Annotated in this window: 22 protein-coding genes and 2 pseudogenes; 14 read left to right on the forward strand and 10 right to left on the reverse strand. The window is 68.0% G+C overall.

Features of this window, described 5'->3' with window-relative positions; all coding sequences use genetic code 11:
* Positions 1 to 81 precede the first annotated feature (81 nt).
* From ACXJY8_RS10660 to ACXJY8_RS10685, 6 genes and pseudogenes are all read left to right on the forward strand, one after another.
* Positions 82 to 804 carry a hypothetical protein gene (locus ACXJY8_RS10660; RefSeq protein WP_463779813.1) on the forward strand — a complete coding sequence of 241 codons (723 nt, stop codon included), beginning with the start codon at positions 82 to 84 and terminating at the stop codon, positions 802 to 804.
* A gap of 26 nt (positions 805 to 830) precedes the next feature.
* A complete protein-coding gene (locus tag ACXJY8_RS10665) occupies positions 831 to 2,708 on the forward strand; it encodes a glycosyltransferase (RefSeq protein ID WP_463779816.1) in 1,878 nt (625 codons plus the stop codon).
* A 5-nt stretch (positions 2,709 to 2,713) separates the two neighbouring features.
* Positions 2,714 to 4,882, forward strand: coding sequence for a glycosyltransferase (locus ACXJY8_RS10670; RefSeq protein ID WP_463779820.1), 2,169 nt, complete (start codon positions 2,714 to 2,716; stop codon positions 4,880 to 4,882).
* Positions 4,879 to 5,754, forward strand: a complete 876-nt coding sequence (locus tag ACXJY8_RS10675; RefSeq protein ID WP_463779825.1) for a hypothetical protein — start codon at positions 4,879 to 4,881, stop codon at positions 5,752 to 5,754. The genes ACXJY8_RS10670 and ACXJY8_RS10675 overlap by 4 nt, the downstream gene beginning before the upstream one ends.
* 1,022 nt (positions 5,755 to 6,776) lie before the next feature.
* Positions 6,777 to 8,216: an IS1182 family transposase gene (locus ACXJY8_RS10680; protein ID WP_463779831.1), complete on the forward strand. Its 1,440-nt coding sequence runs from the start codon at positions 6,777 to 6,779 to the stop codon at positions 8,214 to 8,216.
* A gap of 815 nt (positions 8,217 to 9,031) precedes the next feature.
* A pseudogene (locus ACXJY8_RS10685) lies at positions 9,032 to 9,981 on the forward strand (IS110 family RNA-guided transposase).
* A gap of 173 nt (positions 9,982 to 10,154) precedes the next feature.
* Here the strand turns inward: ACXJY8_RS10685 and ACXJY8_RS10690 are convergent.
* A complete protein-coding gene (locus ACXJY8_RS10690; protein WP_463779834.1) occupies positions 10,155 to 10,370 on the reverse strand; it encodes a hypothetical protein in 216 nt (71 codons plus the stop codon).
* Between the two features lie 225 nt (positions 10,371 to 10,595).
* On the opposite strand from ACXJY8_RS10690, the gene ACXJY8_RS10695 reads away from it, so the two are divergent.
* The 6 genes from ACXJY8_RS10695 (at position 10,596) to ACXJY8_RS10720 (ending at position 15,981) form a co-directional block, all read left to right on the forward strand.
* Positions 10,596 to 10,847 carry a hypothetical protein gene (locus tag ACXJY8_RS10695; protein ID WP_463779839.1) on the forward strand — a complete coding sequence of 84 codons (252 nt, stop codon included), beginning with the start codon at positions 10,596 to 10,598 and terminating at the stop codon, positions 10,845 to 10,847.
* Between the two features lie 197 nt (positions 10,848 to 11,044).
* Entirely contained in the window at positions 11,045 to 11,854 is an 810-nt protein-coding gene (locus ACXJY8_RS10700; protein ID WP_463780525.1) for a Crp/Fnr family transcriptional regulator, read from the forward strand.
* A gap of 82 nt (positions 11,855 to 11,936) precedes the next feature.
* The gene (locus ACXJY8_RS10705) at positions 11,937 to 14,252 is read left to right on the forward strand and encodes a PAS domain-containing sensor histidine kinase (RefSeq protein ID WP_463779843.1); all 2,316 of its coding nucleotides are present in this window, start codon (positions 11,937 to 11,939) and stop codon (positions 14,250 to 14,252) included.
* A gap of 95 nt (positions 14,253 to 14,347) precedes the next feature.
* The gene (locus ACXJY8_RS10710; protein ID WP_463779846.1) at positions 14,348 to 15,145 is read left to right on the forward strand and encodes a heme ABC transporter permease; all 798 of its coding nucleotides are present in this window, start codon (positions 14,348 to 14,350) and stop codon (positions 15,143 to 15,145) included.
* A gap of 63 nt (positions 15,146 to 15,208) precedes the next feature.
* Positions 15,209 to 15,373: a heme exporter protein CcmD gene (ccmD, locus tag ACXJY8_RS10715; RefSeq protein WP_463779849.1), complete on the forward strand. Its 165-nt coding sequence runs from the start codon at positions 15,209 to 15,211 to the stop codon at positions 15,371 to 15,373.
* Entirely contained in the window at positions 15,370 to 15,981 is a 612-nt protein-coding gene (locus ACXJY8_RS10720) for a DsbE family thiol:disulfide interchange protein (RefSeq protein ID WP_463779853.1), read from the forward strand. The genes ccmD and ACXJY8_RS10720 overlap by 4 nt, the downstream gene beginning before the upstream one ends.
* Positions 15,982 to 15,992: 11 nt before the next feature.
* Here ACXJY8_RS10720 and ACXJY8_RS10725 read toward each other — a convergent pair whose 3' ends face one another.
* The 5 genes from ACXJY8_RS10725 to ftsY form a co-directional block, all read right to left on the reverse strand.
* Positions 15,993 to 16,709, reverse strand: a complete 717-nt coding sequence (locus ACXJY8_RS10725) for a Crp/Fnr family transcriptional regulator (RefSeq protein WP_463779857.1) — start codon at positions 16,707 to 16,709, stop codon at positions 15,993 to 15,995.
* A 172-nt stretch (positions 16,710 to 16,881) separates the two neighbouring features.
* Positions 16,882 to 17,115 (reverse strand): DUF6894 family protein, encoded by a 234-nt coding sequence (locus ACXJY8_RS10730; protein ID WP_463779860.1) that lies wholly within the window; start codon positions 17,113 to 17,115, stop codon positions 16,882 to 16,884.
* Positions 17,116 to 17,604: 489 nt separating this feature from the next.
* On the reverse strand, positions 17,605 to 17,883 hold the full coding sequence (locus tag ACXJY8_RS10735; RefSeq protein ID WP_463779863.1) for a hypothetical protein: 279 nt from the start codon (positions 17,881 to 17,883) through the stop codon (positions 17,605 to 17,607).
* Positions 17,884 to 18,192: 309 nt separating this feature from the next.
* On the reverse strand, positions 18,193 to 18,816 hold the full coding sequence (locus ACXJY8_RS10740; RefSeq protein WP_463779867.1) for a septation protein A: 624 nt from the start codon (positions 18,814 to 18,816) through the stop codon (positions 18,193 to 18,195).
* Positions 18,817 to 18,885: 69 nt separating this feature from the next.
* The gene (gene ftsY / locus ACXJY8_RS10745) at positions 18,886 to 20,331 is read right to left on the reverse strand and encodes a signal recognition particle-docking protein FtsY (protein ID WP_463779869.1); all 1,446 of its coding nucleotides are present in this window, start codon (positions 20,329 to 20,331) and stop codon (positions 18,886 to 18,888) included.
* Positions 20,332 to 20,372: 41 nt separating this feature from the next.
* Here ftsY and ACXJY8_RS10750 point away from each other — a divergent pair, with 41 nt between their 5' ends.
* Positions 20,373 to 21,086 carry an RluA family pseudouridine synthase gene (locus tag ACXJY8_RS10750; protein WP_463779872.1) on the forward strand — a complete coding sequence of 238 codons (714 nt, stop codon included), beginning with the start codon at positions 20,373 to 20,375 and terminating at the stop codon, positions 21,084 to 21,086.
* 30 nt (positions 21,087 to 21,116) lie between these two features.
* On the opposite strand, the gene mtaB is transcribed toward ACXJY8_RS10750, so the two are convergent.
* Together mtaB and dapF are read right to left on the reverse strand one after the other, a co-directional pair.
* The gene (mtaB, locus tag ACXJY8_RS10755) at positions 21,117 to 22,361 is read right to left on the reverse strand and encodes a tRNA (N(6)-L-threonylcarbamoyladenosine(37)-C(2))-methylthiotransferase MtaB (RefSeq protein WP_463779875.1); all 1,245 of its coding nucleotides are present in this window, start codon (positions 22,359 to 22,361) and stop codon (positions 21,117 to 21,119) included.
* Position 22,362: 1 nt separating this feature from the next.
* The gene (gene dapF / locus ACXJY8_RS10760) at positions 22,363 to 23,259 is read right to left on the reverse strand and encodes a diaminopimelate epimerase (protein ID WP_463779877.1); all 897 of its coding nucleotides are present in this window, start codon (positions 23,257 to 23,259) and stop codon (positions 22,363 to 22,365) included.
* 278 nt (positions 23,260 to 23,537) lie between these two features.
* Here dapF and ACXJY8_RS10765 point away from each other — a divergent pair, with 278 nt between their 5' ends.
* Positions 23,538 to 24,257 (forward strand): GyrI-like domain-containing protein, encoded by a 720-nt coding sequence (locus tag ACXJY8_RS10765; RefSeq protein WP_463779880.1) that lies wholly within the window; start codon positions 23,538 to 23,540, stop codon positions 24,255 to 24,257.
* Positions 24,258 to 24,369: 112 nt separating this feature from the next.
* Here the strand turns inward: ACXJY8_RS10765 and ACXJY8_RS10770 are convergent, their stop codons facing one another.
* On the reverse strand, positions 24,370 to 24,984 hold the full coding sequence (locus tag ACXJY8_RS10770) for an MGMT family protein (protein WP_463780527.1): 615 nt from the start codon (positions 24,982 to 24,984) through the stop codon (positions 24,370 to 24,372).
* Positions 24,902 to 25,183, reverse strand: a pseudogene (locus ACXJY8_RS10775) (methylated-DNA--[protein]-cysteine S-methyltransferase); the annotation flags it as partial. The pseudogene ACXJY8_RS10775 and the gene ACXJY8_RS10770, both read right to left, overlap by 83 nt.
* Positions 25,184 to 25,399 lie beyond the last annotated feature (216 nt).

A 25,399-nucleotide genomic window follows, 5' to 3' on the forward strand; every position in this document is an offset into this window, starting at 1 on the left:
CGCCCGGCTTCGACGCATATAAACTGGATCAACAGATCGAATCGCTGAGTACGGCGATGCGATCGTTTCGAAAGACACCGGATGACCACCTCGGTCGAGCGTGATAGCCTCTCTTCCTGCTACGACGGCCGCGTCTTCCGCCTTGGTCCCGATTGGGCCCTGTGCAGCTTTCGCCTTTCCACCTCGATGCCGATCCCGCTTGCCTTGGTCGCGCCCGGGGATATCGCGCTCGAGACCTGGGCGTTCACCGGCATGGCGGCGCGGGCGGATCGACCGACCTGCCTGCTGTTGATGCGGGTACAGGGAGCCGTAGCCCGAATCGCGATGGAGCAAGGCACGCATCTCGTGGTCGACACGCATTTCCACCCGATCGCCGTCACCACCGGCCCGGCCGAGACAGCCGACGGCCTGCCACCGGGCGATCGTGCTGTGATGGCGCGGGCCGTTCTGTCGGCGATGACGCCCCGGAACGCCGCGGCGCTTGCCGATCCGATCACCCTGCTGGCGCCTGCGCTCCGTGTCCTGCCTGTGCCGAAGGACGCGCCGGAAATCACGCTCGCGGCCGATCGATCCGCGGCCTGCACCGTGTCGGGCACGGACGTGCCCAATTACGTTCTGTTCGATGCCGAGGCCGGGCTGCGCTGCGCCCGCGTTGCGACAGCGCGGCTGACCTTCTCGCCGACGCCGCGGATGGATCTCAACCTCGAACCGCTCTGGGGTCCGGAGGCCGGGCCGCCCAACCGCACGTTCCTCGTTGCGGACGGGCGCTTCGCTACCGCGCGCCTCCGCGCGGCCGCAGCGTGAGCCTTAAGCGCGCTTCTAGCGGTCCGGTGCCGACGATTCTCGTCGTCGCGCCGATGCCCGCAGCACCTGCCAGCGCCGGCAACCGGAAGCGCCTCGCGCTGACCTGCTCGGCGTTGCAGCGGGCGGGCTTCGCGATCGATTTCGCCTATTTCGCTCACGAGGATCAAATCTACCGCCGCTTCGGCCAACACCCGCCCACCGATCTCGCGGCGATGCAGGCGGACTTCCAGCGCACATTTCTGATCGAAGCGTACGAGACGATCTCACTGAAGACGCGCTCCCCCGCCTTCGGAATCGACGAATGGGGCTCGGCGGCGCTCGACCGGTTCGTGGCATGGTATGAGGGTGAACACCCTGACACCGTGGCGATCCTCGTCAACTACGTGTTCTTGTCGCGTTGCCTCGATCACGCACCAGACATGCTCAAGCTTATCGACACACACGACCGCTTCGCCGACCGGCAACTGCAGTACCGACCGTTCCGGGCCGAGCCGAACTTCTACTACACCGATCGCGCGAGCGAAGCGGCGGCGCTCGACCGCGCCGACGTGGTGTTGGCGATTCAGTCGGAGGAGGCGGCTTATTTCGCCGTGGCGACCGCCCGCCGGGTGCTGCTGCTGCCGCCAGTGTTTCCGGTCCGCGCACTGTTCTCGGCACCAAACACGATCGCACGGATCGGCTTCGTCGGGCACGGTAACGACCCCAACCTCTTCTCGATCGGTAAGTTCGCCCACGCCTGGGCCGCGGGCTGGACGCCGGACAGGCCGGAACTGCGTATCGCCGGCGAGATCTGCAACGCGCTCGGCGGTCTCGACCTGCCGGGGGTGAAGCTTCTCGGCTACGTCGATGATCTCGCTGCGTTCTATGCCGAGACCGACGTGATCGTGGCGCCGATGCTGATGGGCAGCGGCCTCAAGATGAAGGTCGCCGAGGCCTTGTCCTATGGGGTGCCGGTGGTCGGCACCGCGATCGGTTTCGAGGGGTTCGGCGCCGAGGCATCGGCCCACCGCTGCGAGGACGTCTCCGCGGTTAAGGCGGCGATCCTAGCGTTGCGCTCGGACCCTGCTGGGCTCGCGGCGTTGACGGAGGCTTGCGCCACGCTGTTCGCGCGCTTCAACTCGATCTCGCAGCAAGCCGAGGCAGAACTCGCCGACGTGATCCGCGCCGCGATCCGCGGGCGGCCCGGTGCTGGCGCGCCGGTTGCCGCGATCCGCGGGCGGCCCGGTGCTGGCGCGCCGGTTGCCGCGATCGTCGAGCCGATAGCGCAGTCCTGGCCGATCGGCGTCCGTTCGGCGAACTCTGCGCTCCAAGACGATCCGGCCTTCGGACGGTTGCTGGCGACGGAGCGCCTAAGCGAGGATGCGGCGCGTGCGATCCGATACGCGCCGGAGCGCCGCCGCTGGTTTGCCGGATTCACGCCGGCACCGGAGACCACGCAGTCGCTTGGTCCAGTCACTGTGGCGTTATCGCCGGAATGGGTCCGCGAGAAACGCCTTCCGCGGGAGATCCGCGAGGCCGCCGCCCGCGCGTTTCGCGAGGCGCGGCCCGACTGGGCGACCGCCGCGCGGTGCGTGGGCGCCAGCGCAAACGGGTTCGCCCTCGCACTGATCCTGCCAAGCCATCTGCTCAACAGTACCCGTGCGGTCGCCGCGTTCCTCGTCGAGCCCGATGGGGGCCGCGCGCACGAACTGATCCTCGACGGGATCGCACCGCTCGGCCTGTCGCCTGGCTTCGCCTTCGAGGCGCCGCGCCCTGACCTGACGCCGGTGCCGGCGGTCGTCAGCCTGTCGGGCATCGGACCGGCTCCGATCGCCCCGAACGGGACGGTGCTCTTCCTCACCGACGACCTGATCGGCCAGATCGCGATCGCACCTGCGCGCGCCAGCGGGACAATCCGGCCATGAGAAACATGTCCAAGACCGATCTGAGCGAGAGCGACGCCGGCAAAGCTGGGGTCGCTGGGGCTGGCGGCGCCGAAAGCGGCGTGTCCAAGGTTGACGCGATCAAAAGCGATGCCGCCGTGGCCGAGCCCTTCGACGCTGTCGATGCCGGCCTAGGGCGCCGGGTGGTGATCGCCGAGGCGCGCCTGATCTGGGACGCTCTATTCCTCAACGACGTGAGGATCGCCTTCCGGCTGGAGGACGCGCCGCTCGTCTCGATCGTCATCGTCTCGCTGAACGCCCGCCACATCCTAGCGCTCACCCTGTGGCGCCTAGCGGCGCATCAGGCGCTCGCGGGCGTGACGTTCGAGGTGATCGTCGTCGACAACGCGTCCGCACCCGAGACCTGTGCCCTGTTCGACCGCATCGACGGGGCGACCATTGTCCGCAACGCGGATAACGGTGGGTTTGGGCCGGCCTGCAACGACGGCGCGGCACGCGCGCGGGGCCGTTTCGTCCTGTTCCTCAACCCTGACGTTGACCTGATGCCGGGCGCGATGCGGGCGATGGCGCGGACCTTCACCGACCTCGACCATGTCGGGATCGTCGGCGCGCGCCTCGTGTTCCCCGGCGGCATCCTGCAGGAGGCAGGCGCGAACTTTCACGCCGACGCGCAGATCACCCACCCCTATCTTAGAGGCGTCCCCGACCCGTTTGCGCCGGAGGCCGGTTTCACCCGCGAGGTCGGCTACGTCTCCGGCGCCGTGTTGATGATCGAGCGGGCACTGTTCGGGACGCTCGGCGGCTTCGACGATGCCTACGCGCCGGCCTATTTCGAGGATACCGACCTCTGCGTGCGCTGCCATCAGGCAGGGCGGCGCGTAATCTACCAGGCGCGCGCCACTGCGGTGCATTTCGAGAATGCCACCAGCGCCAAGCGCGCCGACGTGGAGGTGCTGCTCGACCGCAATCGGGCGCTGTTCCTAGAGCGGCATCGCAACTGGCTGTTCCACCAGGGGCCGCGGCACACGGGCCTCGCTGCCCGCGACCACGACCCGTGGGCGTTGCGTGTGCTGATGGTCGACGACACCGTCCCGCATCTCGACATGGGCGCCGGCTATCCGCGCGCCAACCACATCGTGAACACGATGGCCGAACTCGGCTACGGCGTGACGCTCTATCCGATCTACCGAGCGGATGCGGAGCAGGCCCAGCGCTGCCGTGACATCGACCAGCGGGTCGAAATCCTTGCCTCCGAGGGACCCGACGGCCTCGCCCGGCTAATCGGCGAGCGGCCGGGCTATTTCGACGTCCTCTGGGTCAGCCGGCCGCACAACATCGCTCTTATGATGCAGCTTCTGCTCGATGCCGGATTGAATCCGCGCGCATTCGTCAAATCCCGCGTCGTGTTCGATTCCGAAGCCCTTTTTGCCTCCCGCGCCTTCGTCGGCGCCGTGATGGAGCAGGGCTCAGGCACCGCGGCCGATCTTGCGAGGGATGCAATCTCCGAGACGCGATATTACGCGATTGCCGATCAGGTAGTCTGCGTCTCGGAGGCCGAGGTGAGTCTGCTTGGGAACTACGCCCGCGTCAACGCGACGGTCCTCGGTCATGCCATGGAGCTGCCAGAGGCCTCGGTCCCACGATTCGCCGATCGGGCTGGTTTCCTGTTCATTGGCGCGTTGGGGCAGGACGGGCAGCCGAACGTCGATTCGCTGGATTGGTTTTTCGACGCGGTTTGGCCTCGCCTGCGGGCGCGAATGCCCGACACGACGCTGCGGATCGTCGGCACCATCGCGCCCGCGATCCGCGCCCGCTACACGAGGCCTGGTGTCATGGTGATGGGCCGGGTGCCCGAGGCGGGACCGTTCTTCGATGCAGCCCGCGTCTGCCTCGCTCCGACACGCTTCGCCGCCGGCATCCCGCACAAGGTGCACGAAGCGGTACGGCACGGGCTTCCGTGCTTCGTCACGCCGATCCTGGCCGCGCAGATCGGCTGGGAGGAAGGCGTCGGCTTCGAGAGCTGCGACTGGCTAGATCCGGAGGCCTTCGCCGAGGGGCTCGTGCGCCTGCACGAGACCGCCGACCTCTGGCGCCGGGTACAGTCCGCGGGACTAGCACGCATCCGCTCGGAATGCGCGCCGGAGACCTACCGCGAACATCTGCGCCGGATCTGTGAGGCCTCGACTTTCGCATGACCGAGCCGCGCACGACCGATTGCCTCATGATCGACACTGCCGCACCTCGCCTCGGCCGAAGGCTCACCGGTATTTTGCGCCGCTTCGTTTTTGGCCGGGTGCCGAAGTTGTTCGACAGTGCTTATTACCTGCGCAGCCATCCTGATGCGGCAGCCTCCGCCCTCGATCCCTACCTGCATTACAGCCTGATTGGCGGGCGCCGGGGTTACGACCCGAACGCTGACTTCGACACTGCATTTTATCGGCTTCAGACGAGGGCCCGGCAAAATCCCTTGCGACACTACCTCAAGGTCGGTGCTGGGAAAGGTCTCGATCCGCATCCGCATTTTAACACGTTGAGCTATCTTGGACGCTATCCGGACGTGGTGGGCAGCAAGGTCAACCCGCTACTACACTATCGCGAAAACGGCCGGCCCGAACTTCGCATCGCCGATCATTCGAAGCTCATGCCACGGACGATCCCCCCGCTGTTCGGAATTCCGACGGCCCATCATTGGGAGATGCCAAAAAGCGGGCAAGCGCAGTTCAAGCTAACGCTGCTTCGAACGGCGCCCGACCATCCGGCAGCAGAGCCGATTAGGCGGCTGAGACTGTCCCTCGGCCTGGATTTTGAAGCGGTCGATCAATTCATTGCCGTGCTGGCGTGGGTCCCGACTGGCTTTCAGGATGTCGTGCAGCTCACTTTGAATGCCGATCCTTCGCGTGGCGCCAGCATGCCGAGCTTGGTCTTGGCGCTCGATCATTGCTATCTTCATCCCATTGCAAACGACGGGACGCGGATTATTCGTTATGCGGAAGCTAATCTTTGGGACATCCGACCGATTAAGCCGCGCGTCGTGGTGACGCTTCCGGACGGCACAATTGAGTTTTAAGCCGGCGAAGAATTCGTCCATCCCTGAACACTTTACACTCCGCGCAAGCGAAGCCCGGGTAGTACTTGCAGCATTCCGAATGCTGTTGGCGGCATAGCTCGGATGCCGGCACTATGTGACCTGACCGGCTGGCTTTGGACCACCACGGTCCCACTCCGCATCCTACACCGTGTCGGGACCGTCTCTTATATCTGGCGACCTTCGTCCTCGTGAACGTTTCGAAACACCTGGCCCACGCCAGTATCAGCGGACCAGCGATTATCGTGTCCGGCCTTCAGGTAGCAGGACGTGAGACTTAAGTAAGTTCGTGGTGGTTGGGTTGCATCTTCTGCGTCAACGCCGCCCAGGCGTGACATTGAAATCACATGGTTAACGAAACGTTGATTCCGAAATCTGGCTCGGGGATGCGCACTTTTACTCTCTTCGAGTCGAGAGATCCGACATCGGACGGGTAGGCGGCCCATCCAGGGTCGGCTTCCTATTCGGCGGCCTCGCTGCGACCTTGACGTTTCGCGGCGGCCCGGCGGAAGATGTGGGACATGGCCTCGACCGAGTAGGGCTTCCGCATCAGTTCGAAGCCTTAGTCGCTGTCCTCGGCGAGGATATGGCTCTAGTGGCTGGTCAGCGCCACCGCAGGCCGGGATACAGCCGCCGCACCTTGCGCCCGAGTTCGACCCCGTTCATGCCCGGCATCACGATGTCGGAGAAATAACGTCAAAGCTGCCCGATTTCTTGGCCAGGGCGGAGAAGGCTTCGTCGGCGTTCGTGACCTAGTGCGTGCCGTATCCGAGCTTCTCCAGCGTCCTGGTCGAGAAGGTGCCGATGTTGCGGTTGTCCTCGACCACCAAGACGCAGGTTCGGGTCCCGTCGACGATACATCGGCATTCCGATCCAAACGAAGCCCATCGACGAACGACCGCTTTCGAGACGCCCAAATATGAGCATCAATGGCCAGGTTGGGTCGAGGCTGTGTCAAAAGTCCGGTCTGAGATAGACTTGAGGCCTGATCTGCGGAGGCTAGCATGGGTCGGTTCGTCGAAGGGCAGGACCGTCGGCAGTCCTGGTTGCTGCCCAGTTCGCTGGACGATTATGTCACCGCGGACAATCCGGTTCGCGTGGTCGAGGTCTTCATCGACGAACTCGATCTGGGCGCCCTCGGCTTCACGCGCTTTGAGCCCGCAGCGACGGGGCGGCCTGCGTATGATCCGGCCACGCTTCTGAAGCTCTACCTCTACGGCTATCTCAACCGGGTGCCGTCGAGCCGGCGGCTTGAGCGGGAGGCACAGCGCAACATCGAGGTGATGTGGCTGACCGGTCGCTTGGCGCCCGATCACAAGACGATCGCCAACTTCAGGCGCGACAACGGGCCTGCGATCCAGGTGGCCTGCCGCCAGTTCGTGGTGCTGTGCCGGGATCTGCAGCTCTTCGCCGGTGCAACCGTCGCCGTGGACGGCTCGAAGTTTAAGGCGGTCAACAACCGGGACCGCAACTACACCGTGGCCAAGGTCGCCAAGCGCCTGGAACAGGTGGAGGCCAGCATCGCCCGCTACCTCGCGGCGCTTGACCGAGCGGATCGGGAGGGCAACGACGTGCCCGAGGCACGGACGCAGCGGATCGGTGAGAAGATCGCCGCCCTACGCCGCCAGATGGCCTTCCTGCGCGAGATGCAGGGGCAGGTAGAGGCCGCGGACGACGGACAGGTCTCGCTGACCGACCCGGACGCGCGCTCGATGGCGACGAGCGGGCGCGGCACCGGTATCGTCGGCTACAACGTCCAGATCGCAGTCGATCCCGAGCATCATCTCGTCGTCGCCCATGAGGTCGTCAACGAGGGCCACGATCGCACCCAGCTCGTGCCGATGGGCGGTCGGGCCAAGCAGGCCATTGGCGCGGAGGAGGTCACGGTCCTGGCCGATCGCGGCTACTACAGCGGCGACGAGGTTCTGGCCTGCGAAGGCACGGGCGTCCTGCCGGCCATGCCGCGGGCCGACACGTCGGGTCGAGCCAAGAAGGGACTCTTCGTACGCGCCGACTTCGTCTACGACGCGGCGGCCGATCACTACGTCTGTCCCGCCGGCGCTGTGCTGACGAAATCTAACGCCCGCTCCGATCGACACGGTGACATCGATCATTATCGCAACCTGGACGCCTGTCATGCCTGCGCGATGCGGGTGCGCTGTACGACCGAGAAGTTCAAACGCTTCAAGCGCTGGAAGCACGAGGCGGTACTGGAAGCTATGCAGAGACGGCTCGACGCCATGCCTGACGCCATGGCGATCCGGCGCGCCACGGTCGAGCATGTCTTCGGGACGCTGAAAGCCTGGATGGGTAGTACGCCGTTCCTGACGAAGGGCCTGAAAGGCGTGCGGACCGAGATGAGCCTCGCGATCCTCGCCTACAACATGAAGCGGATGATCCGCCTGTTCGGCGCAACCTGGCTCATGCAGGCCATTCGAGCCTGAAGCGGTCCACCGCGCCGCCGTCATCATCCTGCCGACCAGCGCTGGCGACCACGATCAATGCGTTCTGACACGGCCTCGGTCGGTTGCGGAACGTCCGTTTCGGGCCGGAAGGCCAAGGACTGCTGTCCGCCCGCAGCAGCCCTTCGCAGGGTCAAGCGGATCGGGTTTTGACCCGAGCCTCCGCAGCCCGAGAGTCACCCAGTCATACCGACATCGAACCGCTCGCCGGGAGGGGGAGAGGAACGCGCCCTGCGCCCAGGCCGTACGATCGCAGTCGGCACCACATCGTGATTCCGGGGCGCCGTAGGCGAGCCCGGACTCGAAAGGGCGCGCCAGCGGCGTACAATCCGGAGCCGCCGACTGTGCAAGGCCTTGCGCCACCTGCGCGTCTGGATCCCAGGCTCCGCTACGCGGCCCCGGGAAACGGGGTTAGACGGGCGGAAGGCAGGGGGCCATTCAAACCTCCATCTTCTCCCGACATGTCGCGGCCGATTTGATCGCCGAAAAGTCCACACCGTCATTCCGGGGCGCCGCAGGCGAGCCCGGACCCGCAGGGGCGCGCCAGCGGCGTGCAATCTAGAGCCGCCGACCGAGTAATTCCTTGCACCACCTGCGCGTCTGGATCCCTGTATCTTGAACCGGCTGCTGTAGAGTGGCGCGAGCAGGCGCAGTCCGTTGGATCCCCGATCACGGCAAGATCGTAGCCCCGGCACGGGCGCGCCTGCTCGATAGCCTTTTCGATCGAACAGTCGCTTGGGCACCGGCCAAGCCTTCCCACGGTCTGGCGCCGGCAGCCCGAATACAGGACCGGTCCCATGGCAGCTCTTCTGGCCGCCGGCATCGATGCCGGCCAACGCTTCCTCGATCTCGGCCTCGCCCCCACCGGGGAGACCCGGCGTTACAAGAACGAACCGGGCGACATCGCCCGGCTGGTGACGCACCTGACCCGGACGGGCGTCGTGCGGGTCGTGCTGGAGGCCGTGGGCTCCTTCGCCCAGCCCCTGGTCAGCGCCCTGGTGGAGGCCGGTCTCAGCGTCGGGGTGGTCAATCCGCGTCGGATCAAGGCGTTTCGCGAGGCCAAGGCGGGCGGGCCAAGACCGACCGGCTGGACGCGCAGCTCATCGCCCGCTTTGCTCTGCTGATGTCCGACGCCGTCCGTCCCCTGCCCGATGCCGCCGCCCGCGCGCTCAAGGCCCTCTCCACCCGCCGCCAGCAGCTCGTCACCATGCGGGCCATGGAGAAGACCCGGCTCAAGCAGGCCCACGAACCTGCCGTCGTCCAGAGCCACCGGGCCACCATCGCCGCCCTCGACGCGGCCTGCGCCGCCGTCGAGGCCGAACTGGCCGCCCGCATCGCCGCCGATGCCGAGCGCGCCCAGGCCCAGCGCCTCCTCGTCACCCTGCCGGGCATCGGCCCGCGCGTCGCCGGGGTCCTGATCTGCGACCTGCCCGAACTGGGACACCGCGACCGCAAGAGCATCGCCAGCCTGGCCGGGCTCGCGCCTCACGTGAGCCAGTCCGGCAACGCACCGCCCCGGGCCATGATCGGCGGCGGACGCCCCTGCGTGCGCACCGCTCTCTACATGAGCGCCCTCGTCGCCGTGCGCCACGACCGCACCCTCAAGGACGCCTATCTCGGCCTGCGGGCCCAGGGAAAACCCGCCAAGGTCGCCCTCGTCGCCATCGCACGCCGCATCCTCGTCACTGCCAACGCCGTCCTCAAGACCAAAACCCCCTACGGCCCGCCAAAAACCCTTGACCCGTAAGGCAGTCGCCGGGTTCCGCTGCGCGGCCCCGGGATGACGGGGTGCCGGCATCCGCGATCGCCCCGGCTGGACGGAGTCGGGCCCCGTCGCTCCAGGCCTCGCGCCGAGGACGGCGCGACCGCCATGCCCCCTCCCCCACGAGGGGGAAGGGCGCGCCGGGGGAAACCGCCGGCTCAGTTGCCGCGGAAGGCGATCGAGGGGATCGAGGGCTGGGTGTACTGGCGGTTGACGTCGCGCCGGGTCTGGGTCCCGTTGGTGTCGCTGGACTGCCGGTAGTTGCTGGTGTCGAAGGCATCCGAGATGCCGCTGCGTCCGCTCGGGCTGTCGCTGTTGCAGGCGCAGAGACCGCCGAGGAGGGCGGTGGCGAGGGCGAGGGAGGCGAGGCGCATCGGGGACATCCTGTGGCGGGTTCGGCCACCGTGGTGCCGCCCGGCGCCCGTACCCGTCAAGCGCAAGGCTAACGAATCGTCGCCGGTTCCTGCCGCACTGATGTCGCCGCGCCACGAAAATGCTCACCACCTCGGCAAGGAAGCGGCGGTTCGGGGGATGAAGGTGGGGAATCCGGGGTCTCTCAGGCTGGCGCTTTGCCCGCGAACACGCGAGACATGATGCCGATGAGCAACGTCGTCCCCTTCCTCCGCCGCCCCGCCGCTCCGCCGGTCACGGTCACCGACGTGGTGGCCGTCGCCGACGACCTGTTCGCGCTGCTGGAGCAGCTGGAGCTCGTGAGCGCCCGGGCCGCCGCCATGGGACGCCCGGCCCGCGAGGTCGAGCGCACGGTCCAGAACCTCCTCGACGCCGTGACGGCGGTGGAGCGGGCCCTCGACTGCATCGGCGAGGGCGACGAGGCCGGACAGGCGCGCTGACGCGCCGAAGACGATCGCCGCTCCGGGCGGGATTGCCCGTCGATCGGTTCCGCCGGAGGGCGCCGTGGTGCAATTTTACCGGCTTTCCCATCAAAACGACAAATTTGTCTCACCAAAGGTCTACTAGTAGACAGACGGACGCGGCGGCTGTGGTCTAGACGCCGGAGAGACAGACGGTGAACACAGCGCATTGCACGATGGGCCCGGCCTCCGATCGACTCACGGGCAATCTTCTCCTCGACGGTCTCCGGCCCGAGGACCGCGCGCTGCTCGAACCGCACCTCGACCACCTGCCGCGGGAGCGCGGCGAATCGCTGTTCCAGGCCGGCACCGACGTCACCACCATCGCGTTCCCCTGCGGGCAGACGGTGGTCACCCTCATCGTGGCCATGCGGGACGGGCGCAGCGCCGAGGTCGCCACGGTGGGCCGGGAGGGCGCGGTCGGCGGCGTCGTCAGCAGCGGCTTCCTGCCGGCCTCCACGAACGCCGTGGTCCAGATCGGCGGCCCGATCCTGCGCCTGGATGCGCTGCGCCTCCAGGAGGCCAAGCGGCACTCCCCGGCCCTGCGCAACCTGTTCACCCGCTACGCCGACTGCCTGCTCGCCCAGGTCCTGCAATCGGTGGCCTGCAACGCCCTGCACCCGATCGAGGCGCGCTGCCTGCGCTGGCTCCTGACCCTGCAGGACCGCATCGGCACCGACGTCCTGCCGGTGACCCACGAACTGCTGGCGGCCATGCTCGGCGTGCAGCGGACCTACCTGACCCGCATCCTGCGGGCCCTGCAGCAGCAGGGCCTGGTCGAGGTCGGGCGCGGCCGCATCATCGTCCGCAGCCGGGCGCTGGCGGAGATGGCCGCCTGCGAGTGCCACGGCGTCGTCCGGAGCCATTACCAGACGGTGCTGGGCGCGGTCTACGATGCCGGCGGCACCCTCGTGGCGGTCGAGCCGCCCCTCGACCGCCGGGTGACCGAGGCGCCGCGCGAACTCGCGGCACCCGAGCCGGCCTGACGCTCTTCCTGCCCTCTACTTCTCGCTCCCTGCCCCTCGCCCGCTCCGCTCTCGCACCGATCCCACCCCCCGCCCGCCCCCGATGACGAAGCGCGCCGCAGACAAGCAGGCCGGTCAGGTCCCGCAGCCGGGCCAGCCCTCGGACGTGCCGCCCCCGGCCGACGGGAGCGGGACGGCCGCCGTCGCGGTCGCCGTCGATCCCGCCGACGCGGCCCTGCTCCTCGACCTGACTGCGGATTCGGCCGGCCTCGGCCTCTTCGCCTACGACCCCGCCGCCCGGACCCTCCGCTGCGACGCCCGCCTCCGGACCCTGCTCGACCTCCCGGCCGCCGGACCCGTCGCCTACGCGGACGGACTCCTGCCGGCGGTCCATCCGGAGGATCGCGCCGTCGTGGACGCGGCGGTCGCCGCCGCCCTCGACCCGGCCGGGCCGGGGACGCTGGACTGCACGTTCCGGGGCGCGACCTCGACGCGACCCCGCTGGATACGGGCGCGCGCGCGACGCGTGGTCGACCACGTCCGCCTCGTCGGCACGATGCAGGACGTCGGCGAGGCCAAGACGGCCGAGATCGCCCTCCGCGCCAGCCACGACGCCCTGCGCGACTGGGACCTCGCCACCGGCACCGTCCTGTGGAACACCGCCCTCGCCGCCGCCCACGGCTGGGCGCCGGACGCGGTCGCGCCCACCAGCGCCTGGTGGCTCGCCCAGATCCATCCCGACGACCGGCCCGGCGTCGAGGCCAGCCTGCGCTCCGCCCTCGCCGGCGACGGCGAGACCTGGACCCACGAATACCGCTTCCGGCGGGCCGACGGCCGCTACGCCGACATCCTCGACCGCGGCTACCTGATCCGCGACGCAGGCGGAAATGCCCGGCGGATGATCGCCGCGATGCTCGACCTCACCGAGCGCAACCGCGTCGGCGCCCAGTTCCGGGCGGTGTTCCAGGGCGCGAATATCGGCATCGTCCAGTTCGATCCGCGCACCGTCCGTGCCTTCGCGGTCAACGCCAAGCTCTGCGAGATCTGGGGCGCGCCGGAAGCGGAAATCCTGGGGCATTCCCTCGCGCGCTGGACCCCGCCCGAGGATGACGACGCCCGGGCGACCTTGCACGAGCGCCTCGCCAGCGGGGAAACGCTGCAGCTCCGCCTGGAGAAGCGCTACCGCCGCATGGACGGGCGCATCATCTGGGCCCGGGTCAACCTCGTCTCACAGCGTCTCGGCGGCGACGTCCACGCCACGGCGATGATCGAGGACATCACCGAGGAGAAGCGGGCCGATGCCCGTCGTGAGGCGCTGATCGCCCTCGGCGACCGCCTGCGCGACCTGCATACCCATGCCGATGTCGTGGCGGCCACGGCCGAGAGCCTGGGCCGGACCCTCGTCGTCGCCCGCGCCGGCTACGCCCAGGTCGATCCCGGCGGCCACATCGCGTCGCTCAATCCCGACTGGACCGCCGAGGGCGGCGCGGACCCGAACGTCGCTCTCGGCCTGCCGACCGCGTCCCGCTCGACGCTCGACGCGAGCGTCGAGCGCCTGCGTCGCGGCGACGTCATCAGCGTCGCCGACATCGCCGCGACGCCCGAGCGGGTCGACGATCCGGAGGGCTATGCCCGGCTCGGGATGCGGGCGGTCATCAAGGTGCCGGTCCTGCGCCGCGGACGGCTCGTCGGCATCCTCTACGTCCTCGACCGCCATCCGCGCGACTGGAGTGCCGGCGAGATCGCCTTCGCCCGCGAGGTGGCCGAGCGCGCCTGGAGCGGCCTGACCCGGGTCGAGGCGGACGAGCAGCAACGCACCCTCAACCGGGAGCTCAGCCACCGCCTCAAGAACACCCTCGCCATGGTCCAGGCCATCGCCTCGCAGACCCTGCGCAGCGTCACCGACGTCGAGGCGGCCAAGGAGGCCCTCGCCGCCCGCCTGATCGCGCTGGGCAAGGCGCACGACATCCTGCTGGCCGGCGTGCACGAGAGCGCCGAGATGGAAGCGGTGATGCGCAGCGCCCTCTCGATCCACGACGACCGGCAGCCCGGACGCTTCCGGATCGCGGGACCGCCGGTCCTCCTCGGATCGAAGGCGGCCCTGGCCCTCGCGCTGATGCTGCACGAACTCGCGACCAATGCCGCCAAGTACGGCGCGCTCTCGGTCCCCGAGGGCCGGGTCTCGCTGTGCTGGAGCCTCGGCGACGCGGGGAACGCGGGTGGTGCGACCGTACGGCTGACCTGGTCGGAGACGAATGGTCCCGTGGTCACGCCGCCGATGCACAAGGGATTCGGCTCGCGGCTGATCGAACGCGGTCTCGTCGGCGCCGTCGGTGGCACGATCAGCCTGGATTATCGTCCGACCGGCCTCGTCTGCCGTGTGGAGGCACCGCTCGACGGTTTCCAGGCCAATGAGTGAGGGGCCGCGACCGGAAGAATGGGACCGGGTTCGCATCTCCTGCGCGTAACCCACGCATTGCTGCTGCACCGCACCCTGGGCTAGAGGGCGAAACCATGTGGACACGTCTCGCCCATCCCGGTCACTTTCTGCGCTGGACCCAGCCCGTGATGCCCTGGCTCGCCGGGTTGTCGGGCCTGCTTCTCGTCGTCGGCCTCTATCTGACTTGGTTCGTGGTGCCGCCGGACTATCAGCAGGGCGAGACGGTGCGGATCATGTACATCCACGTACCGGCGGCTTGGCTCGGCGTGTTCTTCTACGGCGCCATGGCGGTCTCCGCCATCGGAACCTTGGTCTGGCGCCACCCTCTCGCGGACGTCGCCCAGCGCGCGGCGGCACCGATCGGGGCGGCCTTCACCCTCATTTGCCTCGTCACCGGATCGCTGTGGGGCAAGCCGATGTGGGGCACCTACTGGGTCTGGGATGCGCGCCTGACCTCGATGCTCGTGCTGTTCCTGATCTATTGCGGAATCATCGCCCTGTGGCGGACGATCGAGGATCCGAACCGGGCCGCGCGCGCCATCGCCATCCTGACGCTGGTCGGTGCGGTGAACCTGCCGATCATCAAGTTCTCGGTGAACTGGTGGTCGACCCTGCATCAGCCTGCCTCGATTATGCGCATGGGCGGCTCGTCCATCGATCCGAGCATGCTCTACCCGCTGCTCGAGATGATCCTGGCTTTCACTCTCCTGGGCATCACCCTGCACCTCTACGCCATGCGTACCGAGATCCTGCGCCGCCGCGTCCGCGCTCTGACCCTGCGCGAGGCAGAGCGCCTCGATGCCGGACCGGCCCCGGGTCGCAGCGTCTCGATGGGTCAACCGTCGATCGGCCGCGTGGTCGAGGGGCTGTGAGTCTCCCATCGGCCGACGCCCGTGATCCGGGCATCCTGGAACCCCGTGGTTGAAGTCCCGATCATGAATCTCGGCCAACATGCCGGCTACATCCTGGGCGCCTACGCTTTCACCGTACTGGTGATCGGTGGGTTGATCGTCCATGGCTTGCGCGATCACAGATCTCAGAAGCGGTCGCTGGAGCGCCTGCAGGGTGACGTGGGGGATGGTGCGGGAGTGCGGTCGTGACGACGCCCGAGCCCGCAGCCCAGGCTCCGGAGTCGGCCCGGCGCTCGCTCCTGGTGATCCTGCCGCTCGTCACGTTCGCGGTGCTTGCCAGCATCTTCTTCCTGCGCTTGCGCTCGGGTGCCGATCCGGCTGCCATCCCCTCGGCGTTGATCGGCAAGCCGGCGCCGGCTTTCACGCTCCCGGGCATGCCGGGCCTGACCGCCGATGGATCGCCCGTCCCCGGCCTGTCGCGCGCCGACCTCCTGGGTAAAGTCACGGTGGTCAACTTCTGGGCTTCATGGTGCGCACCCTGCCAGATCGAGCACCCGCAACTCATGCGTCTGGCGCGCGAGCCCGGCGTCCGACTCGTCGGCATCGATTACAAGGACACGGCCGAGAACGGGCGCCGCTTCTTGACCCGGAACGGGGTGCCGTTCCAGGCTGTCGGCATGGATACCGAGGGACGCACCGGGATCGATTTCGGTGTCTACGGCGTTCCCGAAACGTTCATCATTGGGCCGGACGGCACCATCCGCGACAAGCTGGTGGGGATTCTCACGCCCGAAAGCTATCCGGGCGTTCTCGACAAGATTCGCTCCCTTGGAGCGCCCGCTGCCGCATCTCGCTGAGCTGAGGGCTCTCAGCGCCCGGACTGAATCAGTCGGCGATATTCGGTTTCGGGTACGCCGTAGCTGTCGCCCGCCGCGGCCTTCAGCTTGGTCCGGTCGATCACCTGCACATGGGAACGGCGGGCCTTGATCATGCCCGCACCCTCAAGACTATGGATCGCTGTGGTCACGCCGGGACGACGCACACCGAGCATCGTCGAGAGGAATTCGTGCGTGACCGGGAACTCGTCTCCGTCGACCCGATCATGGCACATCAGCAGCCAGCGGGCGAGGCGCTCCTCTAAGGTATGACTGCCATTGGAGAGAGCGGTACCGGCGGTCTGGAGATGGGCTACATAGGCGTAGTGCGCGAAGGTCCGACGGAGGTTCCGGCGCTCTTCTATGAGGCCACGGAAGGCCGCAGCTTCGATCCGCACGGTTTCCCCTTCGATCTGCACGAAGGTCTCGTGGGGTGTCTGGTCGACGTCGAGCAGAAGCGGGACCCCGACCATACCCTCCGGCCCTGTGATGCAGACTTCGATGCGACGTCCCTCCGGCGTGGCCGCGACCTCGGAGGCAATTCCCGACTCCAGGAAATAGACGTGCGTGATCGGTTTGTTCGCAGCGATCAGGATGTCCCGGCGCCCGAGTGCCACCCCTTCCGCGACAGCTTGGATCGCCTCATAATCGTCAGGGCTGAGGATGCTGAGGAGATGATTTCGAACGTATCGCTGTGACGGCACCGGCATGAAACGTAGCGGCTCGATAGAGCAGCCTTTGAACGTCTTGCTGCTCGGACAGGGGGACAGAGGTCTCTCATAGCCGGATCGTGCTCCTAAGGAACCGCACCGGGGCCCGTCTGTACTATGTCGTACAATTTGCAATGATAAACTATGTCTGACTCCGGCAATTTTCTGTACGTTATCGCACAGTCGAGAACGCGATTGTCAGGCGAATCTGGCCGGACTGGTCGGTGACTTCGAAGGTTCTCCGCTCCCAAAGATCCGTATCGCCGTAGCTTTCGGGACGCTGGCGAATATCCCGAACGGTCTGCTCGACCAGATCGCGTGCGTCCTGCAAGTCCTGAAGGTCATCCCCTTCGGGATCGAGGATCAAAGTGTCTCGATCCCGGATGTTCAGGAAGTACCGAGGCATGGTGGTTCCGTCCGGTGATGACCCGAGTATCCTCACACCTCACGAGGGTCGAACGCCGCCGCGAGGTGCGTGTTCTCGGATCCGAGTGTCGACCTCTTGAGCCGCCGTCTCAAGTCCTGACGCCATCAACTCGGACAATGCGAGACCCACGGTACGGCACCGCACCTTGATGCGCGGGCCGAGCTTGGATCTCTAATTCGAAACAGATGCCCGGAAATGCGATCCACGGCGTGATCAGGCGGTACGATCGTATGTATCTATAGCCAACGGCGCCTTATTCGGACAAGAAATAGATATAAAAAAGCAAATTATATTGACAATATGAACCACTAATTGCACCGTTTGTTGAGTGTCCAACGGAAGTGCGGGCTAATACTTTCTTCCCGGAACGAAGCGCCGTGTCATGTCCGCCGTGGCGCCCAAGGATGATCTGGGCTGCGGGTAACACTGCGTTCGCGCTGCCGCCTAGCAATTGCGGGGGGTGTTGCATCAACTATCATGCGAACAGAGGTTTGTAATCGCATCCTTCGAGGGTTGCCGCCTCGTGAGTTCGAGCGCCTCAGCCCGTCCCTGGTTCGATGCTTCTTCGAGCAGGCTGGACTTCTCGAAAACCCGGGCGAACCGATAGCGGTTGCGCATTGCCCCGAGCCGGGCATGATAATCATCGTCGCTCATACGCCGGTCGTAGCCCAAGGCGGGGCCGGGATCGTCGGGCCGGAGGGTATGGTCGGCGACGCTCTGCTGAAGGGGGTCGAAGTCTCGCCGCATACCGCTATCGACCAAGGACCTTTCGGAACCTCACGGATTGGCGTGAACGCAGTCCGGTCCGCGCTGACCGCGAGGACCTGCCGCTGACGCACGCGTTGCTGTCCCTGCGACTCGGCGTGCGTCGCGCCGGTGCTCTGATAGAGTTGCGGGCGCTTGAGCTCGGCGGCGGCCTGAAGATGGGCCATGGCGGGATCGGGATCCACGATCGCACTGTGCTGATGACGATCGCGGGAGCGTCCCATGTCGTTCCCGAGGTGGAGTACGCCCGCATTCTCGGCGACGCCCGAGGCGCGCTTTACAACCTTGTTCTCAGGTCGGACCTGTTTTCGCATCCGGTACCTTGCGCTCGTGGCGCATCAGGAGCGGCGTCTGGGCCAGCGCGAAGGCGATCGTGAGCGGCATGATGCCGAAGACCTTGAAGCTGACCCAGAAATCCTCCGTCTGGGTGCGCCATACCACCTCGTTGATCGCCGCCAGGACGAGGAAGAACACCCCCCAGCGGAAGGTGAGCTTGCGCCAACCTTCTTCAGTGAGGGCGAACATCGAATCCAGTACGACGGACAGCAGCGATTTGCCGAAGGCGAGGCCGCCCAGCAGCACGAGGCCGAAGAGCGTGTTCACGATGGTCGGTTTCATCATGATGAAGGTCTTGTCCTGAAGGGCCAGGGTGAGGCCCCCGAAGACGACGACCACCACGCCTGATACCAGCGGCATGATGGGAAGGCGCCGCATCAGTGCGTAGTGGATGCCCAGCGCCACCACGGTGGCGACGATGAAGACGCCGGTGGCCACGAACAGCTTCTGGTCGGGATGGACGCCGAGCCGCTCAGCATAGGCGTTCCCGAAGAAGAAGACCATGAGCGGCCCGAGCTCAAGGGCGAGCTTCAGGAGCGGCGGAAGGTGGCGGTGCGGGGGGATGGCTTCGATCTGCATGAGGTCCATCATAGTGGGTTCCAGGCGACGGCCCGCCGCGACACGGCGTGTCAGGGGCGAGCGCCGGCCTCAGCCGGCGTCCAATCCGGCGATGGCGCGGGCGAAGTCGCGAGCTGCGAAGGGTTCTAGATCCTCCACGCCCTCGCCGACGCCGATGAAGTGCACCGGCAGGCCGAACTTGGCAGCCAGCGCGACCAGGATGCCGCCGCGTGCCGTGCCGTCGAGCTTGGTCATGACGAGGCCGGTGACGTTGGCCGCCTTGGAGAACAGTTCGACTTGGCTCAGCGCGTTTTGGCCCACCGTGGCGTCCAGAACGAGGAGCACGGCATGGGGGGCCTGCGGGTCGATTTTTCGGATTACCCGCAGGATCTTCTCCAACTCCGCCATCAGGCCGGCCTTGTTCTGGAGCCGGCCGGCGGTGTCGATGAGGAGCACGTCGGTGCCCTGGGTTTTCGCGGCCTCGTAGGCATCGAAGGCGAGGCCCGCTGCGTCCGCGCCCTGCGCGCGGGCGATCACCGGGGTCTGCGTGCGCTGCCCCCAGACCTTCAACTGCTCGATCGCCGCCGCCCGGAACGTGTCGCCGGCTGCCAGCATCAAGGAATGCCCCTCCGCCTTCAGTTTCAGCGCGAGCTTGCCGATGGTGGTGGTCTTACCGGCTCCGTTAACGCCGATCATCAGGATCACGAAGGGCTTCTTCGAAGTGTCGATGCGAAACGGGATCGCGACGGGGGTGAGCGCACGCTCCACCTCGGCCGCCAGGATCTCGCGCACCGCGTCGGGTGAGATGCCCTTCTCGTAGCGGCCCCTGCCGACGGCTTCGGAGATCCGTGTCGCAGTCTCGATGCCGAAATCGGCCTGTATCAGCGCGTCCTCGAGTTCCTCCAGCGTGTCGGCGTCGAGCTTGCGCTTGGTGAAAAGACCGGTGACGCGCTCGGTCAGGGCCGTGGAGGTGCGCTTCATCCCCCCCGTGAGGCGGCTCCACCAGCCGCGCTTCGTCTCCTCGTCAGCAGCCTCGGGCTCCGGCATGAAGATCTGGGTCGAGACCTCAGTTGCGGGGTCGGTAAACGGCGCCTGCACAGGCTCGGGTGCGAAGGATTGACTGGTGGTATCAGCCGCCTCGGCCCCCCGCGCCGGATCGTCGCCGGCCGTTCCGGCGGGCGGGCGTTCCACGGCACCCTCCACCGGCTGGAGGTCGGCACCTTCGAGTTCGTCGGGGACGGCGTTCTTGTCGGGCGTGCCCTGCCCCGGCTCGCTTGGCGGCGGTGGCACGTGGGAGACGTCCGTGGCAGCGGTGGCAAAGTCCGGCTGGCCCTCGGAGAACGAAGCCGGGGATTCCACCGGCGGCGCCACCGGTGCGGCGACAGGCTCCGGCGCCGTTTGGGGGGCGGGCGACGGAGGGAGCGAGCGGGCCGGCTTCGGATCCGGCGGCTGCACCGGCACCGGAGCGGGCCGCTCCTCCTCCTTCGTGCCGAACATCTTGCGGAGCAGCCAGCCCGGCCTCTTGTCTTCGCTCATTCCCGCTTGCTCCCCGGACCCGGCATGGTTAGCGCAGGGCCATGCCCCCAGCCGATGCCCTCGTAACAGACATAGGCGCGCGCCTCCTCTACCGCGATGCCCTTGTGCTCGTCATCGACAAGCCACCGGGTTTACCCGTCCATCCCGGCCCAAAGGGCGGAGAAACCCTCACCGACCATCTCGATGCCCTGCGCTTCGGCCTGCCGCGCCGCCCAGAGGCGGCCCACCGGCTCGACCGCGACACTTCCGGCTGCCTTGCCTTGGGGCGACACGCCAAGGCTCTCGCCCGCCTGAACAGGCTCTTCGCCGCCAGCGGTACGGTGGAGAAGACCTACTGGGCGCTTGTCGAGGGCGGCCCCGAGGCGGAGGCGGGCGAGATCGACCTGGCGCTGGCGCGGCGCTCCGACGATCCGCGCTCCTGGTGGATGAAGGCCGACCCGGCGGGTGACCCGGCCCTCACCCGCTTCTCCGTCCTCGGACGTGGCGGCGGTCTGACCTGGCTCGCCCTCTCGCCCGTCACCGGCCGGACGCATCAGTTGCGGGTCCATTGCGCCGCGATGGGCTTTCCGATCCTGGGCGATCCGATCTACGGCACCGCACTGCGGACCGGAGGCCCGGGCCTTCAGCTGCACGCCCGGGCTCTCACCCTGCCGCTCTACCCCAAGAAGGCACCGATCCGGGTCGAAGCACCGGCGCCCGAGCACATGCGAGCGGGGCTCGCGGCCTGCGGGAACGCGGCCTCGGGCGCAGCCTGAAGCTACGACGGGTCGCCTGCCGAGGCGCGCTCAGGCTGCGATCAGCGCCCGGCCGTCGTGGTCGGCGATCACCACGTCGACGAAGATCCCGGGCCGCGTCTCCGGCGGCAGACGGACGGGGGTGAAGGCTTCCGTGCGCCCGAGCCCGCCGCGCTCGGTAAGGACCCGGCGGGTGCGGCCCACTTCGCTCGCGAGGTGCGTGGCTAGGGCGGCGTCGCCGGCGGCCCGGAGACGGGCGGCGCGGGCCCGGACGACGTCGCCGGGCACCGGTGGCATCCGAGCGGCAGGGGTGCCAGGGCGGGACGAGTACGGAAAGACGTGGAGATGCGTCAGACCGCATTCGGCGACGAGGTCGAGGGAGCGGGCGAACTGCGCCTCGGTTTCGGTGGGGAATCCCGCGATGAGGTCGGCCCCGAAGGCGGCGTCGGGGCGCAAGGTCCTGACCGTATTGCAGAATCGGATCGCGTCGGCGCGGGCATGGCGCCGCTTCATCCGCTTCAGGATGAGGTCGTCGCCGGCCTGGAGGGAGAGGTGGAAGTGCGGCATCAGCCGTGGTTCGTCGGCGATCGCCGCCATCAGTGCCGCGTCCGCCTCGATGGAATCGATCGAGGACAGGCGCAGCCGGGCGAGGCCGGGGACCTGCGCCAGGATGCTCCGTATCAGGTATCCCAGCGTCGGGGTCGCGTCGAGGTCACGGCCATAGGCGGTCAGGTCGACCCCCGTGAGCACGACTTCGCATCCGCCGGCTTCGACGATGCGTGCGACCTGGTCGACCACGTCCGGCAGGGGGACGGAACGCGAGTTTCCGCGCCCGAACGGGATGACGCAGAAGGTGCAGCGATGGTCGCAGCCGTTCTGGACGGGCACGAAGGCGCGGGTCTGTCCGGCGATGCCGGCGATCCGGGTCGGGCTGGCCCGGCGCACTGCCATGATGTCGTCGACGCTGGTCCGCGCTTCGGGTACGACCGGCCGGGCCCAGGTCTCGGCCCGGCCCTTCGCGTCGTTGCCGACGAGGCGCGCGACCTCCGGCATCGCCGCGTAGGCGTCGGTCTCGACCTGGGCGCCGCAGCCGGTGACCACGATCTCGGCGCCCGGCCGCTCGCGGCCGAGCTTGCGGATGGCCTTGCGGGCCTGCCGTCCGGCCTCGGCGGTCACCGCGCAGGTGTTGACGATGACGAGGTCCGCGGAAGACGCCCCCGCCTCCGCGTGTCCGCGCATCACCTCGGACTCGACGGTGTTGAGGCGGCAGCCGAAGGTCAGGGTCTCGACCGCCATCTCAGGCCGCGCCGCCGTCGGCGGAAAAGATCTCGGGCGGGAAGCTGCCGTCCCATTCCAGCGCCACGGGGCCGGTCATCAGCACGTGGTCGTCGGCGCGCCACTCGATGACGAGGTCGCCGCCCGGCAGGCTGACGGTGGCGCCGCGCCCGATCATGCGCAGACGCGAGGCGGCCACCACGGTGGCGCAGGCGGCGGTGCCGCAGGCCAGGGTCAGCCCGGCGCCGCGCTCCCAGACCCGCAGCTTGATCCGGTCCGGCCCCAGGATCTGGGCGACGGAGATGTTGGCGCGGTCCGGGAAGATCGGGTGGTTCTCGAGCATCGGGCCGATGCGGGCGAGGTCGTAGCTGTCGGGATCGCGCTCCACGAAGAACACCGCGTGCGGGTTGCCCATGTTCACGACGCCGGGGGAATGCAGCACCGGATCGTCGATCGGTCCGATCTGGAGCTCGATGCGGCGGGTGTCCTGGAAGGGCTCGGCCAGGGGGATCTCGCTCCAGGCCAGCTTCGGCCGGCCCATGTCGACGGTGAAGGAGCGCTCGGCGACGCGCTTCACGCCCACGAGGCCGCCGCGGGTCTCGAGGAGGAGCCGGCCGCTCTCGGCGGGCCGCGCCATGGCGGGGTCGTCGAGCATCGCGTAGGCGACGCAGCGCGTGCCGTTGCCGCAGGCCCCGGCTTCGGACCCGTCGGTGTTGTAGATCCGCAGCGCAGCGTCGGTGCCGGGCGAGTGGGCGTCGTGGATCACCATGAGCTGGTCGAAGGCCGAGCGCGGATAGGCCGCGATGGCGCGCGCCTCCGCGGCCGTGACCTGCGTCTGCGTCCCGCGCAGATCCAGGACCACGATCCGATTGCCGGCTCCGTGCATCTTCAGGAACCGTCGATGGGCAAGCTCGCTCATGCCGCCTCGTCTCTGTGCCTTGTCCGGAATGTTCGATCGACCGGGCCTCCGGGCCCTGCCGGGGCTCGCGGGTCCCCGTGGGGGCTATAGGCCAAAGCGAACGCGCACGCACGGGGCCCTGGCGGCGCGGCTGCGTTGCAGAAGCGCCGCGCTCCGCCGGCTTCGTGCGGAGGGACACCCGGGACACCTCGCCGGGCGCGGGGATCGCGCCTAGTTTCTGCGGACGGGCCCGGGGGCATGCGATTCGACGTGTCCCGCGCCGATCCGGAGCCACCGCCTTGATCCGCCCAAGCTTCACGTCGCTGGCCACGTTGCTCGCCGGGTGCCTCGCCCTCTCGGCCACCCCGGCCCCTGTCTCGGCTCAGCCGGTCACGCCGCCGGCGGCGGCCAACCCGCTGCCGACCACCACCAATCCCGATCCGAAGACACCCGGCACGGCCGACATCCCGGTGCCGGCCCAGGCGGGCGCGGCCCCCTCCGCCACGCCGCCGGCCGGCCCGCGCCAGACCCTGGTGGCGACGCCCGGCGACGCGAACGACGTCGACGAGGTCTCGCTGCCCGCCAAGCCCGCGGCGATCCTCGCCGGGCGGGCCAAGTGGGAAGAGGCCGTGCCGAGCCTGAAGGCCGCCTTCCAGCGGATCGAGGCCGACCTCGCCAAGGCCGGCATCCAGGCCGTGGGCCGGCCGATCGCGGTCTTCGCCAAGACCGACGATGACGGGTTCCAGTACGACGCGATGATCCCGATCGCCGCGATGCCCGATCCCAAGCCCGCCGAGGCCGACGGCCTGCGCTTCGGCACCACGCCGAGCGGACGCGCCCTGCGCTTCCCGCACAAGGGCTCCTACGACGAGATCGACGGCACCTATGAGACCCTGACCGCCTATCTCGACGCCAAGGATATCGTGGTGCAGGACCGCTTCATCGAGGAATACGTCACCGACCTGAACGACAAGGCCGACGAGAAGCTCGACGTCAACATCTACGCCCTGTCGAAATAGCCGCCGGTCAGGTTCGCGGCGCGTCCGGGGCGGCCTCCCCGCGGCCTCCCGCCTTCGGGGTGGATCACGCGGTCCGCCGCATCGAAGTAGCGGCCGTCATGGCTGGAGCCGATCAGGGTCCGTCCCGCGCGCGCTGGGTCGGGCAGCGACTGCCGTGTCGAACAGGCGCTGGAACGTCGGGTCCTGCTCGGCGGTCCACCCGTCCAGGACCAGGACCGAACGGCCTTCCCACGAAGAGCAGCGCCAGGACGAACCCGGACAGCACGGTGTCGGAGACGCCGCCGGCGGCCAGATTGGATGCAGGAGTCGCACCGCATCCCGGATGAGTCGGTGAAGGCGAACGCTGGGTTGCATGCCGGGGAGCGTATGCGTGGACGTGTCGGGAATGGGCCCTTCCGGCGGGCCGCCGAAGGCACACCATGCTGCGGCGCTCACCTCGGAGCAGACGGGCCTGCGGGGTTTGCTGGCCGCGTCGGCCTCGTTCCAGCGCCAGCGGGGAGCGTTTCATCGCGCGTCCGCCGGCGCCGATGACCCCGTGGCATGGCGCTACGATGGGCAGCGGGTTGGCGCTGTTGGCTGCTCCGACGGCCCGGCTTGACGCTCGGGCGCCCGATCCGGTGGGCGAGTTTGCCGTAGCTGATCGTCTCGCCCGGTGGGATCTCGGTGGGCGCCTGCCAGACCGCGTGCCGGAACGGCGGACCCCGCGGCGCCAGCGCGAGGTCGAAATGGGTCAAGCGCCCATCGAAATAGGCACCGAGCTGAGTCCGTGCCTCCGGGAAGGCTGCATCGTCCCGAAGCCAGTCCAGCCCCGGCGTCACCGCCCCTCGCCGATTGGAAAGCCGATGCACGTCAGGCCCTTCGTCCGCGCCGGCGAGGACGGGGGAGTCGATGGGTGTCGGTCGAAACCTGTAGTGCAGTCCTGGCATCGCGGTCCTGGTACCGTGGGCTCTCCCGGGGGCAGCGCCGTGTCATGGGGAGACCGTCTTGGTTGCGACTGGGATGCGTGGGAGAGCCTGATTCGTCATGCGCGTCGGCTGAGAAGGCGCCGAGGTCTCGATCTTGAGCACCGGCTTGCAACCAAGACCGGACGAAACCAACCTAAGGTTAGAGACTGTACTGTGTATTGTTTGATGCTGATGGCC

The organism is Methylobacterium sp. TK31 (assembly GCF_055361545.1).